Here is an 18,197-nt window from a genome sequence, read left to right on the forward strand (position 1 = left end):
GCCGTGGAAGATCTGCCGGCGGCAGGAGACGCTCGTGGCGACGACGATGCAGGTCGCGTCCATCCACGCGCCCGTTCGTCGTACCGAGTTCGCTCCGACCCCGCCCTGCACGTGCATAGTGGACCGGCGCCGACAGCGACCGAACGATTTCTGTTATCGGGGTGGGCGCACGGCGTCTCCTCTGTGTCGGAGGAGACAGCCCCCCACACAGAGAGTGGTCACAGCGTGAGCAGCGAACGTCGGATCGCGATGATCAGAGCGGCACAGGACGGAGATCAGCAGGCGCAGGACGCGCTGGTGGCGGAGTATCTGCCGCTGGTCTACAACATCGTCGGGCGGGCCCTGAGCGGCCACGCGGACGTGGACGACGTGGTGCAGGAGACCATGCTCCGCGTCCTCGGCGGACTGGTCGGGCTGCGCGGTCCTGAGAACTTCCGCAGCTGGCTGGTGGCCATCACCATGAACGAGATACGCGGGCACTGGCGGGAGCGCGCCTCGTCCGCGATACCCACCGGCGCCGGTCCCGCGGACGGGTACGACGTGGCGGACCCGGGTGCGGACTTCGTGGACCTGACGATCACCCGGCTCGGACTCTCGGGGCAGCGCCGGGAGACCGCCGAGGCCACCCGGTGGCTGGACGAGGACGACCGGGCGCTGCTGTCGCTCTGGTGGCTGGAGTCCGCCGGGGAGCTCACGCGGCCGGAGGTCGCCGAGGCCCTTGAGCTCTCCACCCAGCACACGGCGGTGCGGGTGCAGCGGATGAAGGCGCAGTTGGAGACGGCTCGCGTCGTCGTCCGCGCCCTGTCGGCCAACCCGCCGTGTCCGGTCCTCCAGCAGATCACGGCCGGCTGGGACGGTGTGCCGTCGGCCCTGTGGCGCAAGCGGCTGGCCCGCCATGCCCGCGACTGCGCGGCCTGCGAGGGCCACTGGTCCAATCTCGTCCCCGCCGAACGCCTGCTTGTGGGCCTCGGGTTCGTCCCGGTGGGCGCCGCGCTCGCCGGGCTCGTTGTGCCGCCCGACCTCGTCGAGGTCGGCTCGGCCACTCCGGTGTCCGGGCACGCGTCCGGCCATGGCGCGGGGGCACCGCTCTCCGCGCGGGCGCAGGCCCGCCGTGACCGCGCCAGGCGCCGGCGTCGTACGACGGGAGTGGCCGCCGCGGTCCTCGCGCTCGGCATCGGCGGCGGCGCGGTACATCTCCTCACCGGCCCGGAAGGGGACGACAGCACGCCGTCCACCGCCGCGGCCCCGGCCCCTCCCACCCTCCCCTCGGCCTCGAAGAGCGCCTCCCCCTCCCCCACCCGCTCCGCCTCGCACAGCCCCAAGCCCTCGCCCAGCAAGTCGAAGAAGAAGACCAAGCCCTCCCCGAGCCACAGCACGGCCAAGCCGAGGCCGAAGCCAGAGCCGAAGCCGAAAACCACCCCCAAGTCGCCCGATCCCGTGCCGCCGAAGCCGAGCGGCGCCGCCGGGCAGGTCGTCGCGCTGGTCAACTCCGAGCGCGCCAAGGCGGGTTGCGGCCCGGTCCGGTCCAACGGCAAGCTCGCCACCGCGGCCGCCAAGCACTCCGCCGACATGGCGGCCCGCGACTACTTCGACCACACCAGCCCGGACGGCACGGACCCCGGTGACCGCATCACCGCGGCCGGCTACCGCTGGAGCACGTACGGCGAGAACATCGCCCGCGGGCAGCAGAGTCCGGCTTCGGTGATGGACTCGTGGATGAAGAGCCCCGGCCACCGCGCCAACATCCTCAACTGCGACTTCAAGGAGATGGGCGTGGGCATCCACAACGGCTCCGGCGGCCCGTGGTGGACGCAGGCCTTCGGCACGGCGCTCTGAGCAGCGCTTACGGTGGCCGTCGGCGGAGTCAGCCGACCTGCTGCGTGTGGAACTGCTCCAGCCGCCGCTGCGCGAGCAGCAGGGTGCCGCTCCGGCGGCCGGGCACCCGGCGGCGCAGGTCGATCAGGGCGGGCCCCAGCGCACGGACCGCCTCGGGATCGCGTACGCGGTCCCACAGGTGATGGGCGCGGTCCGCCGCGGCTTCCACCTCTGTCGAGTCGGGGGCCTGTCCCGCCGTGAGGCGGGCCGAGGCCACCGCGAGCCAGGTCTCGCAGCTGCGCGCCGGGTCACCGGCGAACTTCGCCAGATCGGCCCGCACTTCCATCCAGTGGATGGCCTCCTTCGAGCCCGGTCCGTGCATGCGCAGCGCGCTCTGCTCCCACGAGGCGGCCAGGGCCGACGCCTCGCCGTGCCGCCCGGCCTCGACGGCCGCGGTGATCGCGGCGTGCGGATCCATGCCGGCGTCGGCCTGCGGGCGGGGCGCAGCGGGGGCCGTGGCCGGGGCGGGTGGCATGGGCGGTGGTGCGCCCGGGTCGCGGGCCGCCAGCAGATCCTGCGCGTCCTCGCCGAGTCCCTGAGCGACGGCGTACTGGTGCAGCTCGGGCAGGGGAGGACGGTGGCCACTGCGGAGGATGGTCGCGACGGCCTTCATGTACGAGGGCGACGCGGGCGTGCGACGCCGGGCCGGCGGAGCGATCCGGCCGTAGAGGGCGACGCCGGGGCCCGCGTCGAGCGGGTGCTCCGTGAGGGCCTGCCAGCTCTCGGGGTCGGTGTGCAGGTCGACGAGGACGGCGGTGCTGCCCGCCGGGCGCAGCCGCAGCTCCTGTGTGATCCAGTGCCAGGGAAATCCGGTGTAGCGCACTGTCGCCGTCGTGGTCCTGGCGAGCGCGACGTGCAACTGCCGCTGGCGTCGGTCGAGATGGACCTGCCCGATGAGGTAGACCGTCAGGGGCCCCGGCGCCATGGCCGCCGCCCGCAGCCGGGTGAGGACCGCCTGCGGGTCCAGGGGATCGGCCAGCTCCACGACGCTCGCGGTCGGTGTTCCCGCGAGCGTCTGCGGTGACACCGCCGCAAGCACCGGGAGCACGGACGCCGCGTCCACCAGACGTCCCTTGCCCACGGGGGCGGCCGCGACGAGCAGCACGGTTCCAGGCATGGGCCCCTCCCTCTCGATCAGCACGTCAGCACCGTATCCGCATCTCCCGCCCGGCGCGCCCGCCGGGCGGAGTTCGGAGCCGACACTGAGAGCCTGTCTTTGAAGCCGCGCGGGGCTTCTGGTGAACCGGTGAACTCGCTCGCCCCGATCCGCGATCGGGGCGGCGTGGGGTTCTTCGCGGGGCGGTTGCCCGACGTCCTCGACGAGGTGACGACGGCCACGGAGTGGACTGCCCGGTAAACCCCGAAGAGGCCCGCTTCCCCCGGTGGCGCGGCCTCGCGTCCGCCGGATGGCGCAGTCGGCGTGCGTCCTGCCGTTCCTGACGATCTCCTTTCGTAGATGGGTTACGACATAGAACGCCCGCTCCGAGCGGGCACCACACGACGTGACGCACTGGGCATGGCCGCGGTGCTGCTGACGGGCGGCGCCCTCACCGTGGGGGCGGACTCGCCCTGGGCCGACCAGGAGCCCGACGACTCCTGCGAGGTCGCCTACGACGCCGAGTTCGAGGAAGTGCTCGCGCGGGCCGACGCGGAAGTTCCCGAGGACGACGCCCGCGGGCTCGCCCCGGACGGCCCCGCCCGCCGGCTCAAGCCGCCGCTGCGCCGCCGCTTCCGGGTCTCCACCCGCTACGGCGTCCGCGGCAGTTGGCTCGCGGGCCACCACCCCGGGGTCGACCTCGCGGTCCCCCGCGGCACCGCCGTGTACGCGGTGGGCGGCGGGGTCGTGGTGCTGGCCGGCTGGGCCGGGGCGTACGGCAAGGCCGTCACCGTGCGGATGCCGGACGGGCACTACGCGGTGTACGCGCACCTCTCCAGTATCCGGGTGCGCCAGGGCTCCCGCGTCGGCACCGGCGCGCGGCTCGGCAGCAGCGGGGCCACCGGCCGCGCCACCGGGCCCCACCTGCATCTGGAGATAAGGGCCAAGCGACACTACGGCTCGGACGTCAATCCCTACCGCTACCTCGCCCGGCGGGGCGCCCGACTCTGGTGATCCGTTGTCAGACCCGGCTGGCAGCATGAACGCATGGGATTCTTCGATGACTTGGCCGCGCCCGAGGAACCGGCCGGGCCGCGGGACGAGGTGGCCAGGCTCGGCCCTTGGGAGGAGCGGACGTCACGGGAGCGGCCACCGGTCGACTGGTTCTCGCCCGCGTTGGTGCCGCAGCTCGCCGTGGCCGGTGGTGGTCCTGCCGCCAAGGTGCTGGTGACCGGCTGGTCCGTGTGGCCGGACTCGGTCACGCTGCATCTCTCCGTGCACCGGTCGGTCCACTGGCAGGGCCGGCAGGTGGGCCGGCAGTCGGGGCTCCGGGTGGGGCTCCTGCTGGGCGACGGCAGGCGGGTGACCTCGCTCGACACGCCCGAGGAGTGGGTGCTCGGGCCCGCGCAGATGTACGCCGCCATGACGGGTCTGGGGAAGGCGACCGGTCTGATCCCGCTGGATCCCGGTTCGGGCGACGCCCGCCGTTCGCTGTACAGGAGGGACGTCGACCTGCACCTGCCGGAACTGCCGCCCCCTGGTGAGACGCTGCTGGTCGTCGAGTGGCCGGACGAGGAGATCCCCGAGACCCGCACGCCGGTCGACGCCGACGCTCTGCGCGCCGCGACCGCCCGCGCCCTGGAGGTCTGGCCCGACCTGCCCTCCCAGGAGGCGGGCACGGGCTTCGCGGCCATCCTCGACGTCCAGGCGGGCGGGCCCCCCGAATTCCTCGCCCGGCCGCTGTCCGCGTACGAGCGCAGGATGCTGCGCGAGCAGGAAGAGGAACGCCTGCGCTATGTACCGCGAGCCGACTGGGAGGGCATGCGCTACGAGGACTGGGGCGACGCGGCCCTGATCCGGGCCCGGCTCGACGGCGGCGCACCGGCCGACGCCGACAGCTGGTCGGGTGCCACACCCCTGCACCTGGCCGCGGAGCGGGGCGGCGCGGAGGCGGTGGCCGCGCTGCTCCCGCATGTCACACGTGTCGACGCACCGGACGACGAGGAGCACACCGCGCTGTGGCACGCCGCCTGCCGGGGCGACGAGGGCAGCGTCCGCGCGCTCATCGGGGCCGGGGCGGACGTGTGGTCCCCGCAGACCGGCCCCTGGTCACCGGGCCGACTGCTGCTGACGACGCCGCTCGCCCCGGTCGTCGCGGAGCTGCCGGGGGCGGTGGCGCTGCCGGCCGACGAACTGGCGGCCTTCCGTGCCGCGGACACCCTCGTCGAGGCCTTCGGCGCGGAGGAACCGTGGACCGAGGGGCTCGGCATCGCCTTCGTCCGCGACCTCGACGAGGACGAGGTCATCCGGCGGCTGGGCGCGGACCCCGCGCACTGCCCGGAGGTCACCCCGGAGGACGGCTCGTTCGACGAGGAGGACCGGGAGGAGGAGGCCCCCGATGATTCTCTGCGCTACGTGTCGGTGACCGCGCTGCCCGGCAGCCCCGGCGGCTGCGTCATCACCCAGGACGGGTACATGCCGAGCGATGACGCCGTGCTCCGCGCGATATCGCCGGGAACCAGCGTCTACGCGCTGTACTTCAACCCCAAGGGCGGCACCCACGGCACGCTGGCCAGGGACGGCGAACTCGTGGACCACGAAGAGGTCGGCCTCTCCCCCGACGAGACGGACCGGCCTGCGCACTGGCACTTCCGCTTCTGGCAGAGCGACTCCCAGGTCCCGTACACCGCGCGCACGCTCGCCTACGCCTGTGCGGCGGCCGGGCTGCGTGTCACCGACGGCAGGGTGGCCCTCGACGACCGGCACCCGCGACGCCGGGTGGAACTGCCCCCGGAGCTCACGCGCTGACGGCCACCCGACAAGATCAGGCAGCGGGTGTCGGGTCCGCCACCGTACGCGTTGCCTAGCGTTGCCCAGCGTGGTGCTCGCAGGAGAGGAAGGAGGCCGGGCGTGCTGGAGCGGCTCAACCAGGCCATGGAGTACGTCGAGGGCCACCTCGGCCAGTCCGTCGACGTGGCGGAGGCGGCCCGTATCGCGGCCACTTCTGAGTATCACCTGCGCCGGATGTTCTCGGCGCTCGCGGGCATGCCGCTCTCGGAGTACATCCGGCGCAGGCGACTGACCCTCGCGGGTGCCGAGGTGCTGACGGGGCGGGACACGCTCCTCGAAATCGCGGTCCGCCACGGGTACGGCTCGGGTGAGGCGTTCGCCAGGGCGTTCCGTGCCATGCACGGCATCGGGCCCGGCGAGGCCCGGCGCACCGGAGCCACGCTCAGCTCCCAGTCGCGGATGACGTTCCGGCTCACCGTCGACGGGAGCACCGACATGCGCTACCGCGTGGTGGACAAGCAGGCGTTCACCGTCGTCGGGCCCAAGGCCCGGGTACCGCTGGTGCACGCGGGGCCGAACCGGGCGATCATCGATTTCGTCCGGAGAATCCCGCCGGAGGAGATGGAGCGTCTGGAGGAGCTGTCGGACCAGGAGCCGAAGGGCGTCCTCGCCGTCTGCGACGACCTGGACCCGAGCCGCGCCGAAGGCACGGAACTCGACTACTACCAAGGCGTGATCACTTCCGCGGCGGCACCGGAGGGTGCGGCGACGCTGTCCGTCCCCGCCGGGTCGTGGGCGGTCTTCTCGGCCTCGGGCCCGGTGCCGGAAGCCATCCAGCACCTGTGGCGGGACGTGTTCACCGAGTGGTTCCCCTCCAACCCGTACCGCAGCCGCCCCGGCCCCGAGATCCTGCGGACGCGCCTGTCGGCGGACAAGTCCGGGGCGGACTCCGAGCTGTGGCTCCCCGTGGAGCGGGAGGAGATCAGGGGCTGACGCCCCGGCGGCTCGCGGCGAAGCGGGACGGGGGCATGCCGAAGGCGCGGGTGAAGGCGGCGGTGAACGCCGCGGGAGAGGAGTAGCCGATCCGGCTGCCGACTTCGCTGACCGAGGCGGTGCGCAGCAGGGGGACGGCCGCGAGCAGGCGCGCGCGGCCCCGCCAGACGGCGGGGCTTTCGCCCGTTTCGGCGCGGAAGCGGCGGGTGAAGGCCCGCTCACTCATCGCCGTACTTTCGGCCCAGGCGGCATTGGTGGCGTCGGGGTCGGGGGCTGCCAGGTAGGCGCGGCAGAGCCGTGCGAGGTCGGCGGAGGCGGGGATTCCTACGTGGAAGGGGAGCGGGGCGCGTTCGGCGATCTCGTACAGGAGGAGCGCGGCGATGCTCCCGGCGCGCCCGGAGAGGCTGTACTCGGCCTCGAACTCGACGGCGGCCAGAAGCAGTTCGCGCAGGAGCGGGGGGACGTCCACGACCGTGCAGGTGGCGGGCCACCAGGGGACCGCGTCCGGTTCGATGTACAGGCTCCGGGTGCTCACTCCCAGCATGCGGACCCGGTGGCGGGTGGCTGGCGGGATCAGGACGGCGCGCTCGGGGGGCACGGTCCAGGCGCCTTCGGCGGTGTCGACGGCCATGACGCCGGTGGCGCCGTAGAGGAACTGGGCGCGCCGGTGTTCGTGCCAGTCAAGGACGTGGCCGGGCGGGTAGTCGGTGCCGATGGGCAGGACGGCCCGGTCGACGTGGTCGACCTCGGCCAGCGGGACGTTCTTCACCCCTCCACCGTAGTGGCCGAGACGCGAAAGAACCGTGCCGACCATCGCATGCGGGTGGGGCGGCGCGGCTGGTGGGGTGGGGCCATGGACTTCGTGATGTTGGTCGGGGTCGGGCTCCTCACCGGGGTGACGACGGTGCTGTTCGGTTTCGGTGGCGGGTTCGTCGCCGTGCCGGTCGTGGTGGGGGCGGACGCCGTGCTCGGCGCGGACGCGATGCGGGTGGCGACGGCGACCTCGGCCCTGGTGATGGTGGTGAACTCGGGGTTCGCGACGGCCGTGACCCCGCGGCGCGTGCTCGTCGCGCTCCGCGGCAGCGGCAGGCTCCTCGTGCTGCTTGCCGCCGGTGCCGCGGCCGGCGCGTTCGCCGCCCGCATCGCCCCGGCCGGTCTGGCCCGCTGGGCGTTCGTCGGCTACGTCGCCCTGACCATCGTCGACCTGCTCCTGCGCCCCGGCTTCCTGCGTCCGCGGGCGCGGGCGCGGACCGAACCGGCCCCTGCTGCTCCGCGTCCGCTGCCGCCCGCCCTCGGCGCGCCGATCGGCGTGGTCGCCGCCTTCCTCGGCGTGGGCGGCAGCGTCATGACCGTGCCCGCGATGCGGCGGGCCGGGCACACGATGCGGGTGGCGACCTCGCTGGCCAACCCCCTCACCCTCGCCATCGCGCTCCCGGCCACCGCGGTCTCGCTCGGCGTGGCGGCGGTCCCTGCGGCCGCGGACGCGCACGTGCACTTGGTCGGCCTGCTCGACCTCCACGCCGCCGCGGCGCTGCTTCTGGGCGCCTTGCCGGTCATCGCGGTGCTCCGCCGACGCCCGCCGCGCATCCCCGACCGCGTCCACGCCTGGGCGTACGTGGGCCTGCTCGCGCTGGTGGCGGTCGCGATGCCACTGCTCTCCTGAGCCGGGACGCCGGCCCGGGAGTCCGGAGGAGCCGCCGAGAGGACGGGGCTCGGGCCCGCGCCGGAACCGTGGACGAAATCAGTCGAGACAGAACTCGTTGCCCTCAATGTCCTGCATCGGTATGCACGACTCGTTCTCCTCGTCGGCATACAGCGTCTGCACGTGTACCGCGCCGAGCGCGACCAGCCGTGCGCACTCGGCCTCGAGTGCGGCAAGCCGCTCCGCCCCCACGAGCCCGGTACCGACCCGCACGTCGAGATGCACCCGGTTCTTCACGACCTTGCCCTCGGGAACGCGCTGGAAGTACAGCCGCGGGCCGACACCCGAGGGGTCACCGCACACGAACGACGCGCCCTGGCGCTCAAGCGGCTGCGAGCGGTTGAACTCGTCCCACGTGGCGAATCCCTCCGGCGGCTCCGGTACAACGTACCCGAGCACCTCGCACCAGAAGCGGGCGACGCGCTCTGGGTCCGCACAGTCGAAGGTGACCTGGAACTGCTTGATCGTTGACATCGGCGCACCATAGCAGGGGGCTCTTTCGCTCATCTCCCGGGATTGGTGCGGGAGTTGGCGGGGCCCGGCACTCTCGGCGGACGAAGCCCTGGGTGACGCGCACCCTCGCGAGTCGACTCGGACACACAACTACTCTAAGTAGTCATCCAGTTGACGTTGGAACAGTTGCGGTGTCGTGACAATCCGACCGGCCTACGAGGATACAAACGGACTCTGAGCGGGAACGATGGAGACGTGACCTCGGTGCCGTCCAGGACTTCGGTGGCGTCCGGCGCCGGTCATCGCACGGCGTGCCACCACTCCGTTGATTACTCTCCGTGAAGGGAGAGGGACACTGCTTCACTGGGAAACGGGCACCGCCGACTTCACCTTCGGCCTGCGTCACCGCGTGGTGAACGGCACTGATGTCCTTGCGTTTTGGGGCGAACTGGACGCCTGGGCCGACCAGGAGCTCGCCCCCCGTGTCACAGCACTCCTCGACCGGGCCGGCCCGCGGGTCGTCACGGACCTGCGGGAGGTGACCTTCATGGACGCCGGCGGCCTGCGGCTGCTGGTCCGGATCCGGCGACAAGTGGCCCACCACCATGGCACCTTGTGGCTCGTCCCCGGCAGCGCGCGCAACTGGCGCCTGCTGCGCATCACCGCGCTGGACCGGGCCTTCACCATCCCGGCCTCCCCGCCCGTCCCCTGCGTACGGACCGGCGCACGCAGCGGGTACCGCTGACCCGACCGCGCGACCACCACCACACGCCACCACACCCCACGCCCTATGCCCGACCCCACGCCCACACACCCCCGCACCGTATGCGGTGCGTCCGGCAAGCCCGCATGAGAAGGAGCGCGCGGGGCATCCGGCAGCTATGCATCTCCCATCCATGCGCCTCCCCTCCCCGCGTCTCCCCTCGACCGCCGGCCGCGGAAAGCTCAAGGCGCGGCGTGCGGCCAAGGGCCGGGGCGTCGCCGCCGCGGCGCGCGCCGGATTCGTCGGGCGCGGTGTCATATACCTGCTGGTCGGCGCGCTCGCCCTGCGGATCGCCTTCGCCGACGGCGGGGGCGGCCGGCAGGCCGACCGCGGCGGAGCCATGGCGGAGCTCGCGGACCGGCCGTTCGGGAACGTACTCCTGTGGCTGCTCGGCTGCGCGCTGGCGGGCATGGCCCTGTGGCGGCTCTCGGAAGTCTTCTTCGGCCAGGCGGGCCCCGACGGCGACACCGCAGGAAAGCGGGCCCTGGCCGGTGCGCGCTGCCTCTTCTACGGCTTCGTGTCGTACTCCGTCCTCGCCTACGCCTCTGGCGACGAGGGCAGCGGCAGCGGTGCGAGCGACCGGAACACCCAGGACGCGACGGCGAAGGTGCTGGACTGGCCCGGCGGGCAGTGGATCGTCGCCGCCGCGGGCGCCGGGGTGATCGTGGCGGGACTCTGGATCGCCGGGCGCGCGCTCCTGCGCAAGTTCCACCGCCGACTGCGCATGTCCGAGATGTCCCGGCGGGTCCGCCGGGGCGTCGACATCCTCGGGACCACCGGCGGCGCGACGCGGGGCGTGGTGTTCGCCGCCGCCGGCGTCTTCGCCGTCACCGCGGCGCTGCGGCACAAGCCGGGTGAGGCCAAGGGCATGGACAACACCCTGCGTTCCTTCGCCGACACGGCCGGCGGACCGTGGCTGCTCGTGCTGATCGCCGTCGGCCTCGGCGCGTTCGGCCTCTTCTCCTGGGCGAACGCGCGCTGGCGCAAGTTCTGACTCCGGAACTCCGTGGGGCGGGAGGGCGTTGGCAGAACGACGCGCAGAACGCGCGGGCATGGACGAACGGGTAGTCGAGGTGGCACGGATGGCGATGTGGGACCGGATCAAGGACCAGGCCAAGGGTCTGCAGCAGCAGTCGCAGGGGGCTCGGGGCGGCGGCCACGGACGGTCGGGTTCCGGGTCCGGCGGTGGCTCGAAGGCGCAGCTCGTGGGCGTGCTCAAGACCCAGCTCGCCTCCCTCAAGACCGAGCTCAAGAGCGGTGCTTACCGGGACGCGAGCATGGCCATGTGCGCGCTGGTCGCGGCCGCCGACGGGTCGGTCGACCCGGCCGAGCGGCAGCATGTGGAGTCGCTGATCCTGCAGAACGACGTCCTGCGGAACTTCCCGCCCGAGCAGTTGCAGCAGCGGTTCAACAAGCACGTCGACCAGCTGACGGCCAACTTCCAGCAGGGCAAGACCCAGGCCATGCAGGAGATCGCCAAGGCGGCGAAGAAGCAGACGGAGGCCAAGGCCGTCGTGCAGACCGGCTTCGTCGTCGCCGGAGCGGACGGGTACATCGCTCCGGCCGAGGAGCAGGTCCTGCGGGAGGCGTGTGCGGCGCTCGGCGTCTCCCCGCAGGAGTTCGGCCTCTGATCCGGCCGCGATCCGGTCTGTGACCAGGCCATGATCGGGCCGCACAGCGACCCGCCCGCTCAGGCGCCCGCCCGCAGGCACATGCCCGCTCGGTCCCGCTCCGGGACCGAGCGGGACCGTGTCCCGCGTCCTGCCTCGGAGAGCGGTTCAGACAACCGCTCCTGTGCCTCGCTCCTTCCTCCTGCGCGCCTCCAACGGGCTGTATGCGCCCGGTTCGTCGTCGGAGTCGCCGGACCGGCCCGGGCGCGTGGCCGGTGGCGCCGCGGGGTGGCGTTGTTCGAGCGCGACAGCGAGGGGGACGGCGGTGAAGACGGTCGAGGCCGTGCCGACGAGGACGCCCGCGATCAGTGCGAGCGAGAAGTCCGCGAGCGAGTCGCCGCCGAGCACCGCCAGGGCGGTGAGGATGAACAGGGCGCCCATGCCCGTGTTGACCGTACGCGGCAGCGTCTGCACCACCGCCCGGTTGGCGGTGCCCGCGAGATCGCCGCGCGGATGGCGGCGGCACGCCTCCCGCATCCGGTCGAAGACGACCACCGTGTCGTTGACCGAGTAGCCGATCACGGTGAGCAGCGCGGCGAGGAAGACGCTGTCGACGGGCTTGCCGAGCCAGGCGAAGAGGCCCACCACGAGCAGCACGTCGTGGACCATCGCCGACACGGCCGCCGCCGCGAGCGTCCAGCGGAATCGCGCGCTCAGATAGATCAGCTGGGCGGCGACGGCGATACCGAGGGCGATGAGCGCCTTCTGGCGCAGCTCGCTGCCGAGGCTCGGTCCGATCAGTTCGTCGCGTTCGACGGTGACGGTGCCGCCCCGCTGCGCCAGAGCCTCCTTGACGCGCTGCTGTTCATCGTCGGTGAGCCGTTCCGTGCGTACGGAGATGTCGCCGTCCCCCGACTCCTGCACGACCGCGCGCGGAAAGCCCGCGTCGGACACGGCGCCACGTGCCGTGTCGGCGTCGACGGACCTGCTGGTGCTGTACTCGACGAGGCGGCCACCGGTGAACTCGACGCCGAATTCCAGCCCCCGCAGCGCGATGCCCGCGACGGCGACGGCGACCAGGAGGCCGCTGGCGCCGAGCCACCGGCGCCGGTGGCGGACGGGCCGCGGATCGCGGCGGGCCAGCCAGGTGCGGACGCGGCCCGCCGAGGCGAGGCCCGTCAGCGCCGGACGCCTGCGCACGAAGCTGCGGCCGACGGCGAAGTCGGCGAGCACGCGGGTGATGATCAGCGCGGTGACCATCGACGCGAGAACACCGATGCAGAGGGTGACGCCGAAGCCCTTGACCGGTCCTGTGGCGAAGAGGAAGAGCAGCCCGGCGGCGAGCAGCGTCGTCACGTTCGAGTCGATGACCGCGCTCCACGCCTTGGTGAAGCCGGTGCGGACCGGTTTGGCCAGGTCCTTCGAGCGTACGGCGAGGTACTCCTCCCGCGCCCGTTCGAAGACGAGCACGTTGGCGTCGACGGCCATGCCGATGGCCAGGACGAAGCCGGCGAGTCCCGGCAGGGTGAGCGTCGCGCCGAGCGCCACCAGAGCAGCGTACGAGAGGAGGCCGTAGAGCGCGAGGGCGAGCGCGGCGAGTGCGCCCATGAGCCGGTAGACGACGGTGAGGAACAGCGCGGTCAGGACGACGCCGATCACCGCCGCCCGGCTGCTCGCCTCGATGGCCTCGGCGCCGAGCGTCGGGCCGACCGTGCGCTGCTCGACGACGTCGACGGGCACCGGCAGCGCGCCGCCCTTGACGAGCGCGGCGAGGTCGCGGGCCTCGGTCCGGTCGAAGTCCCCGGTGATCTGGGTGGAACCGCCGGTGATACCGGTCTTGCACGCCACGCCAGGGTTGACGCCGGGCGCGGAGATGATCTTGTCGTCGAGGGTGATGGCGACGCGTCGTTCGGGTGCGCCCTGGGGCGCGCAGGCCGCGTCGCCGGTGAGCGTCGCCCAGGTGTGCCCGGCCGCCTTGCGGAAGTCGAGGGAGACGGTCCAGCCGGCGAGGGACTGCTGGTCGAGCATCGCCTCGGCGTCCTTGACGCCGTCACCGGTCAGCGCGGTGGGGCCGAGTTCGAGGTGGTTGCCTGGGCGGTCGGGGTCGGGCAGGGTCCGTGATCCGTCGGCGGCGGGCCGCGTGCCGCCCTTCTCCGCCGTTTCCCCGGTCACCGGGTGGATCGTCAGCTGGGCGGTACGCCCGATGACTTCGGCCGCTTTGCGCGGGTCCTGCACGCCGGGCAGTTCGACGATGATGCGCTTCTCGCCGGAGCGTGCGATGCCCGGTTCGGAGACACCGAGGGCGTCGACGCGCTGTCGCAGGACCTCCAGGGCGCGGTCGGTGGACGCGGCGTCCGCCTCGACGGTGGGCGAGTCCTTGGTCTCCAGGACGATTTGGGTGCCGCCTCGCAGGTCGAGGCCGAGGCGGGCGGATTGGGTGAGAGCGATGTAGAGGGACAGGGCGACGGCCGCGAGTGCGACGACCGCCCGCCACAGGGGTGCGCGTGACATGGGTTCTCCACGATGAGGGCAGGACGGAGAACGCCTGACCGGGCAGCGCGCATACGGCGGGCACGCACGGTGTGAGCGCGAGCGAGGCTCACCCCATGAGGGCTCGCGCACACGGCGTGCGCCGGGCCCCGTGCGGCATGCGTGTGCGACGGGTCAGGCGTCGGGAACGGTCTGCGTGCTCATCGGTGGGGCGGCCCGCGCGGAGCGGCCGTCGCGCGGGGCCGCTGCGGCGGCGCGAGGTCGGTGGCGGGACGTGCGTCCGCCCAGCCGCGCGCACGGTGCGGCGCCGAGTCGAGGGCCGTCGGCCCGGGACCGGGCGGCTGCGGACCGGGGATGTGCGCGTCCGGCCGGTGCGTGACGGCGATGTGGAGGGCCGGGGTGTCGTGGGGCCCGGTCGGGCGCCCGGCGTGCGCCGCCACGGCGTGCCGGGTGGGCGGCGCGCCGGCCGGTGCGCCGTACGCCGCCGCGGAGGGGACGAAGAGGGCGAGCACCGTGACGACGAGCGAGAGCGCGGATGCGGCCAGGCGCGCGGAACGGCTCTGCTGCGGCATGCCGGCCCCCGTCCTGCGCTGCTCGTCCGGAAGCGCTCGGCGCACCCCCGAACTCCCCAACGCACGGAGAGCCGGGCCGGTTCCGAGCGAGGGGCCGGACTTCACCCCCCGTACTCCACCAGGCTGGTCGGCACGACGATCCGGCGGGCGGGCGCCTGCGCGGCGGCCTCCTCCCCCGCTTCGGTTCCTCGGGCGCGCAGACGGTCGACGAGGAGGCGGCCCGCCGCGCGGCCGACCTCGTCGCTGTCGTACGCGACGAGCGTGAGGGCCAGGCCGAGCGCGTCGGCCAGCTCGAAGTCGTCGAAGCCCGCGAGGGCGACACCCGTGCCGCCCGCACCGCCCGCACGGCCCTCGGCCCGCAGCGCGCGGAACGCCCCTATCGTGTTGCGGTTGTTGGAGCAGAACAGCGCGGTCGGCGGGTCGGGCGACGCAAGGAGTTCGGCCGCGGCGCGGGTGGCCTCCTGCGGTTCCGTCTGGCCCTGGCGTACGAGGCCCGGGTCGACGGCGAGCCCGGCCGCGGCGAGGGCCGCCGCGTATCCGCGGAGTCTCTGCGTGCCGGTGTAGACGGCGGGCGGTGAGCCGAGGAAGCCGATGCGGCGGTGGCCGCGCGCCAGGAGGCGGGCCGTGGCGTCGCGGGCCCCGCCGAAGTCGTCGACCAGGACGCAGTCGGCGGTGAAGCCGTCGGGCGGGCGGCTGGCGAGGACCACAGGGACGCCGCCGGCCGCCGCCGCGGCGAGATGGCGCTGGTCGGCGCCTGCCGGGACGGCGATGACGCCGTCGACCCGGCGGGCCAGCAGGTCGGCGACCAGCTCCTGTTCGGCGTCGAGGTCCTGTCCGGTGTTGCCGATGACCGTCTTCAGGCCGTGCCGGGCGACCACGGAGTCGACGCCGAGGGCGAGACGTGAGTAGAAGGGGTTGGCGAGGTTGGTGACGACGAGCCCGACGAGGCCGGTGCCGCGGCCGAGCCGGAGGCTGCGGGCCACCTCGTTGGGGCGGTAGCCGAGCGCGGCGGCGGCGGCCCTGACCCGCTCGCGGGTGGCGGGCAGCACCTGCGGATCGTCGCGCAGCACTCGGGACGCCGTCATCGCACTGACCCCGGCGTGTTCGGCGACGTCCCGCAGGGTCGGCGGACCGCTTTTGGGCTCGCGCGGTGGCCGACCGCTGCTCGGGTCGTGCGGTCCGGGCATGGTGCGGATGTCCTTCCGTTCCGTTCGATGCCCCGCGTCGGCCCCCACTCAGGGCGCGGCTGCCGCGTGCGCCGCCGCGCCGACGAGCGCCGCGTTCCCGCCGAGGCGCGCGGGGCGCAGCGTGACGGGAGTATCCCCCAGCCCGGCGCGCAGCGCGGGGCGGAGCAGGTCCCAGGAGGCGGCCATGGCGCCGCCGACGACGAGGACGCTCGCGTCGAAGGCGCGCAGGTGCGGGCCGAGAACGGCGCCGAGGATCGTGAAGGCCTCCTCCAGGACGTGCCGCGCGTGCCGCTCCCCCGCCCGCGCCCGGTCCGCGATGTCGCTCACATCCAGGTCCGCGGGCGTGTCCTTGCCGCCGTAGCGCGCGAGGATCGCCCGTCGGGACACCGTCTCCTCCAGGGGTCTGCCATCCGCCTCGACGAGGTCGATGCGGCCCTGTGGCGGTACGCCGGGGCCTCGGTGCTGTACGTCGCCTGCCAGGAGGAAGGCCGAACCGACGCCTGTGCCGAGGGTGATGCCCACACTCCGCTCGTGCCCGTGCGCGGCGCCCGCCCGCCACTCGCCGAGGAGGAAGGCGTGCGCGTCGTTGAGGAAGACGGCTTCCGCGGGGCGCGGCCACACGCCGTCGAGGAGCACCGCGCGTACGTCGATGCCGTACAGGTCGTCGAACTTGCCGACGCCCTCGAAGCGGGCGACGCCCTTCTCGTAGTCGAAGGGGCCGGGGACGGCGACGCCCCACACCTGTCCGGCCGGGGCGTCCAGTTCTCCGGCGCAGCGCACGAGTGCGCCGAGGACGTGTTCGGCGGTGCCCCGGGGGTGGACCGGCCGCCGCACGTGCCGGGTCACGGTCGCGGTGGCGGGGTGGGCGAGGGCCGCGGTCACGTGGCTGCCGCCGAGTTCGAGGACGGGCATCGGGTGCGGCGGCCTCATGCGTCCGCTTCGGGGTGCTCGGGGCGGACCAGTGCCTTGACGACCTTGACCGGGGTCTCGCCGAGCGCTGCCAGCTCGTAGGGGCCGACCGCGGCGGGCACCGTCAGCGTCTCGGCCCGGTAGAGCGTATGCCGTTCCCCCGCCGCCGTGCGCACCATGACGCCCTCGCCCTCCACGACGTTCAGTACGTGGAAGCGGCCCGCCGTGTCGTCGTCGGCCACGGCGCCCTCGTCCAGGGCGTGGCGCCGCACTTCGTAGAACATCTCGTCCAGGGCGCCGAGGAGTTCCTCGCGCCAGCCGGGCCCCGCGCGCAGGGTGCGTGGTTCCTGGACCAGGTCCCGTGCGACGGCGGCGCCGCGACGTCCGGATTCCAGGTTGGCGAGGCCGTGTTCGTAAGGGAGTTGGCGGGGGTGTCCGTCGGCGTCGGGGCGCAGCCAGTCGTAGAAGCGGAGGGAGTAGAGGTAGGGGGTCGCGCTGATCTCCAGGACGACGTTCCCGGCGCCACTGGCGTGCGGGGTGCCCGCGGGGATCATGAAGAGGCGGCCCTGTTCGGCGGGGAAGGTCAGCACGTGGTCCTCGGGGTCCATGGGGACCCCGTCGTGCGCGGCCTCCTCTACCTCCTTGCGGAAGAGGTCGAGGTCGGCGTCCTCGCGCAGGCCGAGGAAGACGCGGGCCCGCGGGCCGCCCAGCGTCACGTAGTAGGTCTCGTGCTGGGTGTAGGACCAGCCGAACCGCTCCCTCATGTACGGCGCCTTGGGGTGGCAGTGCACGGAGAGGTTGCCGCCGCCCGCGGTGTCGAGGTAGTCGAAGCGGATCGGGAAGGAGGTGCCGAAGCGGTCGGCGACCTGGGTGCCGAGCACCGCCCCCGGGTGGAGGGCGCACAGCAACTGGAAGGGCACTTCGGCCTGTTGGCCGGGGTGGGTGCCGATGAGGAGACCGGACTCGGGGGCGATGAGTTCGTATCCGAGGGCGGTGTTGCGGGCCTCGGCACCGAAGCCGAGCCGCTGCTGCCCCCAATGGCCGCCCCAGGGCGTGGAGTTGAAGTAGGGCCTGGTCCGTACGGGGTGGTGCGCGAGGTGCGCGAGGGTGGCGCGCAGCCCGGCGCCGTCGATGCAGGTGGGCCGGTCACGGTCCTGGACGTCGAGCCAGGCGTCGAGGCGGGGCGCGAGGGCGTCGCGGTGGCGGTCGAGAACGGGCCAGTCGATGTAGAAGAGCCGCCTCAACGTCCCTTTCGCGCCCGGCAGTCCGAGGTTGCGGCCGGTTCCCGCGGCGACGGCCGCCTCGGCGTGGCGCTTGGGCAGGTCGGCGTACCAGAGCACGTCGTGCGGGACGAGGCATGCGCCGGGGCCGTGGACGAGCAGCAGCTCGCGGCCCTGGGGCCGCACCGGCCGCGGCAGGTCGTCGAAGAGGTCGCGGAGCGGGGTGTCGGCGAGCTTGGCGTAGTACGGGTCCTGGGCGTCCTCGGCGGATTCGGTGCGGCGTCGCACGGTGTCGGGCGGGGCGTGGTGGGCGCGCAGGTCGAGGGTGCGCACGGTGGTGCCGCGTTCGGACAGTTCCTCGGTCAGCCGGGCGGCGAGGCCGTCCCAGTCGACCGTCGGCGGGCCGTCCACGGCGACGGTGGCGGGGCCCGGGGGCAGTTGCGCGGCGACGCCCTGCCAGCCCGTGGCGAGGACGGCCCCGTGCGCGGGGGCGTAGCGCGGGTCGAGCCGGTACACACGTTCTCCTTCGCGCGGACG

Annotated in this window: 16 protein-coding genes; 8 read left to right on the forward strand and 8 right to left on the reverse strand. The window is 73.5% G+C overall.

Annotation, left to right across the window (positions count from 1 at the left end):
• Positions 1-225 precede the first annotated feature (225 nt).
• Entirely contained in the window at positions 226-1,836 is a 1,611-nt protein-coding gene (locus ACFVYR_RS32445; protein WP_384258836.1) for a sigma-70 family RNA polymerase sigma factor, read from the forward strand.
• Between the two features lie 28 nt (positions 1,837-1,864).
• On the opposite strand, the gene ACFVYR_RS32450 is transcribed toward ACFVYR_RS32445, so the two are convergent.
• Complete coding sequence (locus ACFVYR_RS32450; protein WP_384258838.1) at positions 1,865-2,992, reverse strand: hypothetical protein; 1,128 nt, start codon at positions 2,990-2,992, stop codon at positions 1,865-1,867.
• Positions 2,993-3,331: 339 nt separating this feature from the next.
• Between ACFVYR_RS32450 and ACFVYR_RS32455 the strand changes: the two genes are divergently transcribed.
• The 3 genes from ACFVYR_RS32455 to ACFVYR_RS32465 all read left to right on the forward strand — a co-directional run bounded on the left by ACFVYR_RS32455 (position 3,332) and on the right by ACFVYR_RS32465 (position 6,754).
• On the forward strand, positions 3,332-3,985 hold the full coding sequence (locus tag ACFVYR_RS32455) for a M23 family metallopeptidase (protein ID WP_384258840.1): 654 nt from the start codon (positions 3,332-3,334) through the stop codon (positions 3,983-3,985).
• Positions 3,986-4,018: 33 nt separating this feature from the next.
• Positions 4,019-5,779, forward strand: a complete 1,761-nt coding sequence (locus ACFVYR_RS32460; protein ID WP_384258843.1) for an ankyrin repeat domain-containing protein — start codon at positions 4,019-4,021, stop codon at positions 5,777-5,779.
• A gap of 102 nt (positions 5,780-5,881) precedes the next feature.
• On the forward strand, positions 5,882-6,754 hold the full coding sequence (locus ACFVYR_RS32465; protein WP_384258845.1) for a GyrI-like domain-containing protein: 873 nt from the start codon (positions 5,882-5,884) through the stop codon (positions 6,752-6,754).
• Here the strand turns inward: ACFVYR_RS32465 and ACFVYR_RS32470 are convergent.
• A complete protein-coding gene (locus ACFVYR_RS32470) occupies positions 6,744-7,523 on the reverse strand; it encodes an AraC family transcriptional regulator (protein WP_384258847.1) in 780 nt (259 codons plus the stop codon). The two genes, ACFVYR_RS32465 and ACFVYR_RS32470, sit on opposite strands and share 11 nt — an antisense overlap.
• Before the next feature lie 84 nt (positions 7,524-7,607).
• Between ACFVYR_RS32470 and ACFVYR_RS32475 the strand changes: the two genes are divergently transcribed.
• A complete protein-coding gene (locus ACFVYR_RS32475; RefSeq protein WP_384258850.1) occupies positions 7,608-8,417 on the forward strand; it encodes a TSUP family transporter in 810 nt (269 codons plus the stop codon).
• A 78-nt stretch (positions 8,418-8,495) separates the two neighbouring features.
• Here the strand turns inward: ACFVYR_RS32475 and ACFVYR_RS32480 are convergent, their stop codons facing one another.
• A complete protein-coding gene (locus ACFVYR_RS32480) occupies positions 8,496-8,930 on the reverse strand; it encodes a VOC family protein (RefSeq protein ID WP_384258852.1) in 435 nt (144 codons plus the stop codon).
• A gap of 388 nt (positions 8,931-9,318) precedes the next feature.
• Here ACFVYR_RS32480 and ACFVYR_RS32485 point away from each other — a divergent pair, with 388 nt between their 5' ends.
• From ACFVYR_RS32485 to ACFVYR_RS32495, 3 genes are all read left to right on the forward strand, one after another.
• A complete protein-coding gene (locus tag ACFVYR_RS32485; protein ID WP_384258855.1) occupies positions 9,319-9,654 on the forward strand; it encodes an STAS domain-containing protein in 336 nt (111 codons plus the stop codon).
• Positions 9,655-9,805: 151 nt separating this feature from the next.
• Positions 9,806-10,666: a DUF1206 domain-containing protein gene (locus ACFVYR_RS32490; protein WP_384258857.1), complete on the forward strand. Its 861-nt coding sequence runs from the start codon at positions 9,806-9,808 to the stop codon at positions 10,664-10,666.
• 88 nt (positions 10,667-10,754) lie between these two features.
• On the forward strand, positions 10,755-11,303 hold the full coding sequence (locus tag ACFVYR_RS32495; protein WP_384258900.1) for a tellurite resistance TerB family protein: 549 nt from the start codon (positions 10,755-10,757) through the stop codon (positions 11,301-11,303).
• A 147-nt stretch (positions 11,304-11,450) separates the two neighbouring features.
• On the opposite strand, the gene secD is transcribed toward ACFVYR_RS32495, so the two are convergent.
• The 5 genes from secD to ACFVYR_RS32520 all read right to left on the reverse strand — a co-directional run bounded on the left by secD (position 11,451) and on the right by ACFVYR_RS32520 (position 18,176).
• The gene (secD, locus tag ACFVYR_RS32500) at positions 11,451-13,793 is read right to left on the reverse strand and encodes a protein translocase subunit SecD (RefSeq protein WP_384258859.1); all 2,343 of its coding nucleotides are present in this window, start codon (positions 13,791-13,793) and stop codon (positions 11,451-11,453) included.
• Between the two features lie 179 nt (positions 13,794-13,972).
• Positions 13,973-14,389 (reverse strand): hypothetical protein, encoded by a 417-nt coding sequence (locus ACFVYR_RS32505; RefSeq protein ID WP_384258862.1) that lies wholly within the window; start codon positions 14,387-14,389, stop codon positions 13,973-13,975.
• Between the two features lie 56 nt (positions 14,390-14,445).
• On the reverse strand, positions 14,446-15,531 hold the full coding sequence (locus ACFVYR_RS32510) for a LacI family DNA-binding transcriptional regulator (RefSeq protein ID WP_384258864.1): 1,086 nt from the start codon (positions 15,529-15,531) through the stop codon (positions 14,446-14,448).
• 48 nt (positions 15,532-15,579) lie between these two features.
• Complete coding sequence (locus ACFVYR_RS32515; RefSeq protein WP_384258867.1) at positions 15,580-16,461, reverse strand: ROK family protein; 882 nt, start codon at positions 16,459-16,461, stop codon at positions 15,580-15,582.
• Positions 16,458-18,176: a class I mannose-6-phosphate isomerase gene (locus ACFVYR_RS32520; protein ID WP_384258869.1), complete on the reverse strand. Its 1,719-nt coding sequence runs from the start codon at positions 18,174-18,176 to the stop codon at positions 16,458-16,460. Before ACFVYR_RS32520 ends, ACFVYR_RS32515 begins: the two co-directional genes overlap by 4 nt.
• Between the last annotated feature and the right edge of the window lie 21 nt (positions 18,177-18,197).

This window comes from Streptomyces sp. NPDC058284, assembly GCF_042881135.1.
In the GTDB taxonomy this organism is placed as follows: domain Bacteria; phylum Actinomycetota; class Actinomycetes; order Streptomycetales; family Streptomycetaceae; genus Streptomyces.

Excerpts from the sequence above, each read along its gene's own strand:
- ACFVYR_RS32515 (WP_384258867.1), bottom strand. The coding sequence starts at position 16,461 with ATGAGGCCGCCGCACCCGATGCCCGTCCTCGAACTCGGCGGCAGCCAC.
- ACFVYR_RS32450 (WP_384258838.1), bottom strand. The coding sequence starts at position 2,992 with ATGCCTGGAACCGTGCTGCTCGTCGCGGCCGCCCCCGTGGGCAAGGGA.
- secD (WP_384258859.1), bottom strand. The coding sequence starts at position 13,793 with ATGTCACGCGCACCCCTGTGGCGGGCGGTCGTCGCACTCGCGGCCGTC.
- ACFVYR_RS32460 (WP_384258843.1), top strand. The coding sequence starts at position 4,019 with ATGGGATTCTTCGATGACTTGGCCGCGCCCGAGGAACCGGCCGGGCCG.
- ACFVYR_RS32510 (WP_384258864.1), bottom strand. The coding sequence starts at position 15,531 with ATGCCCGGACCGCACGACCCGAGCAGCGGTCGGCCACCGCGCGAGCCC.
- ACFVYR_RS32480 (WP_384258852.1), bottom strand. The coding sequence starts at position 8,930 with ATGTCAACGATCAAGCAGTTCCAGGTCACCTTCGACTGTGCGGACCCA.
- ACFVYR_RS32475 (WP_384258850.1), top strand. The coding sequence starts at position 7,608 with ATGGACTTCGTGATGTTGGTCGGGGTCGGGCTCCTCACCGGGGTGACG.
- ACFVYR_RS32455 (WP_384258840.1), top strand. The coding sequence starts at position 3,332 with ATGGGTTACGACATAGAACGCCCGCTCCGAGCGGGCACCACACGACGT.
- ACFVYR_RS32495 (WP_384258900.1), top strand. The coding sequence starts at position 10,755 with ATGGCGATGTGGGACCGGATCAAGGACCAGGCCAAGGGTCTGCAGCAG.
- ACFVYR_RS32490 (WP_384258857.1), top strand. The coding sequence starts at position 9,806 with ATGCGCCTCCCCTCCCCGCGTCTCCCCTCGACCGCCGGCCGCGGAAAG.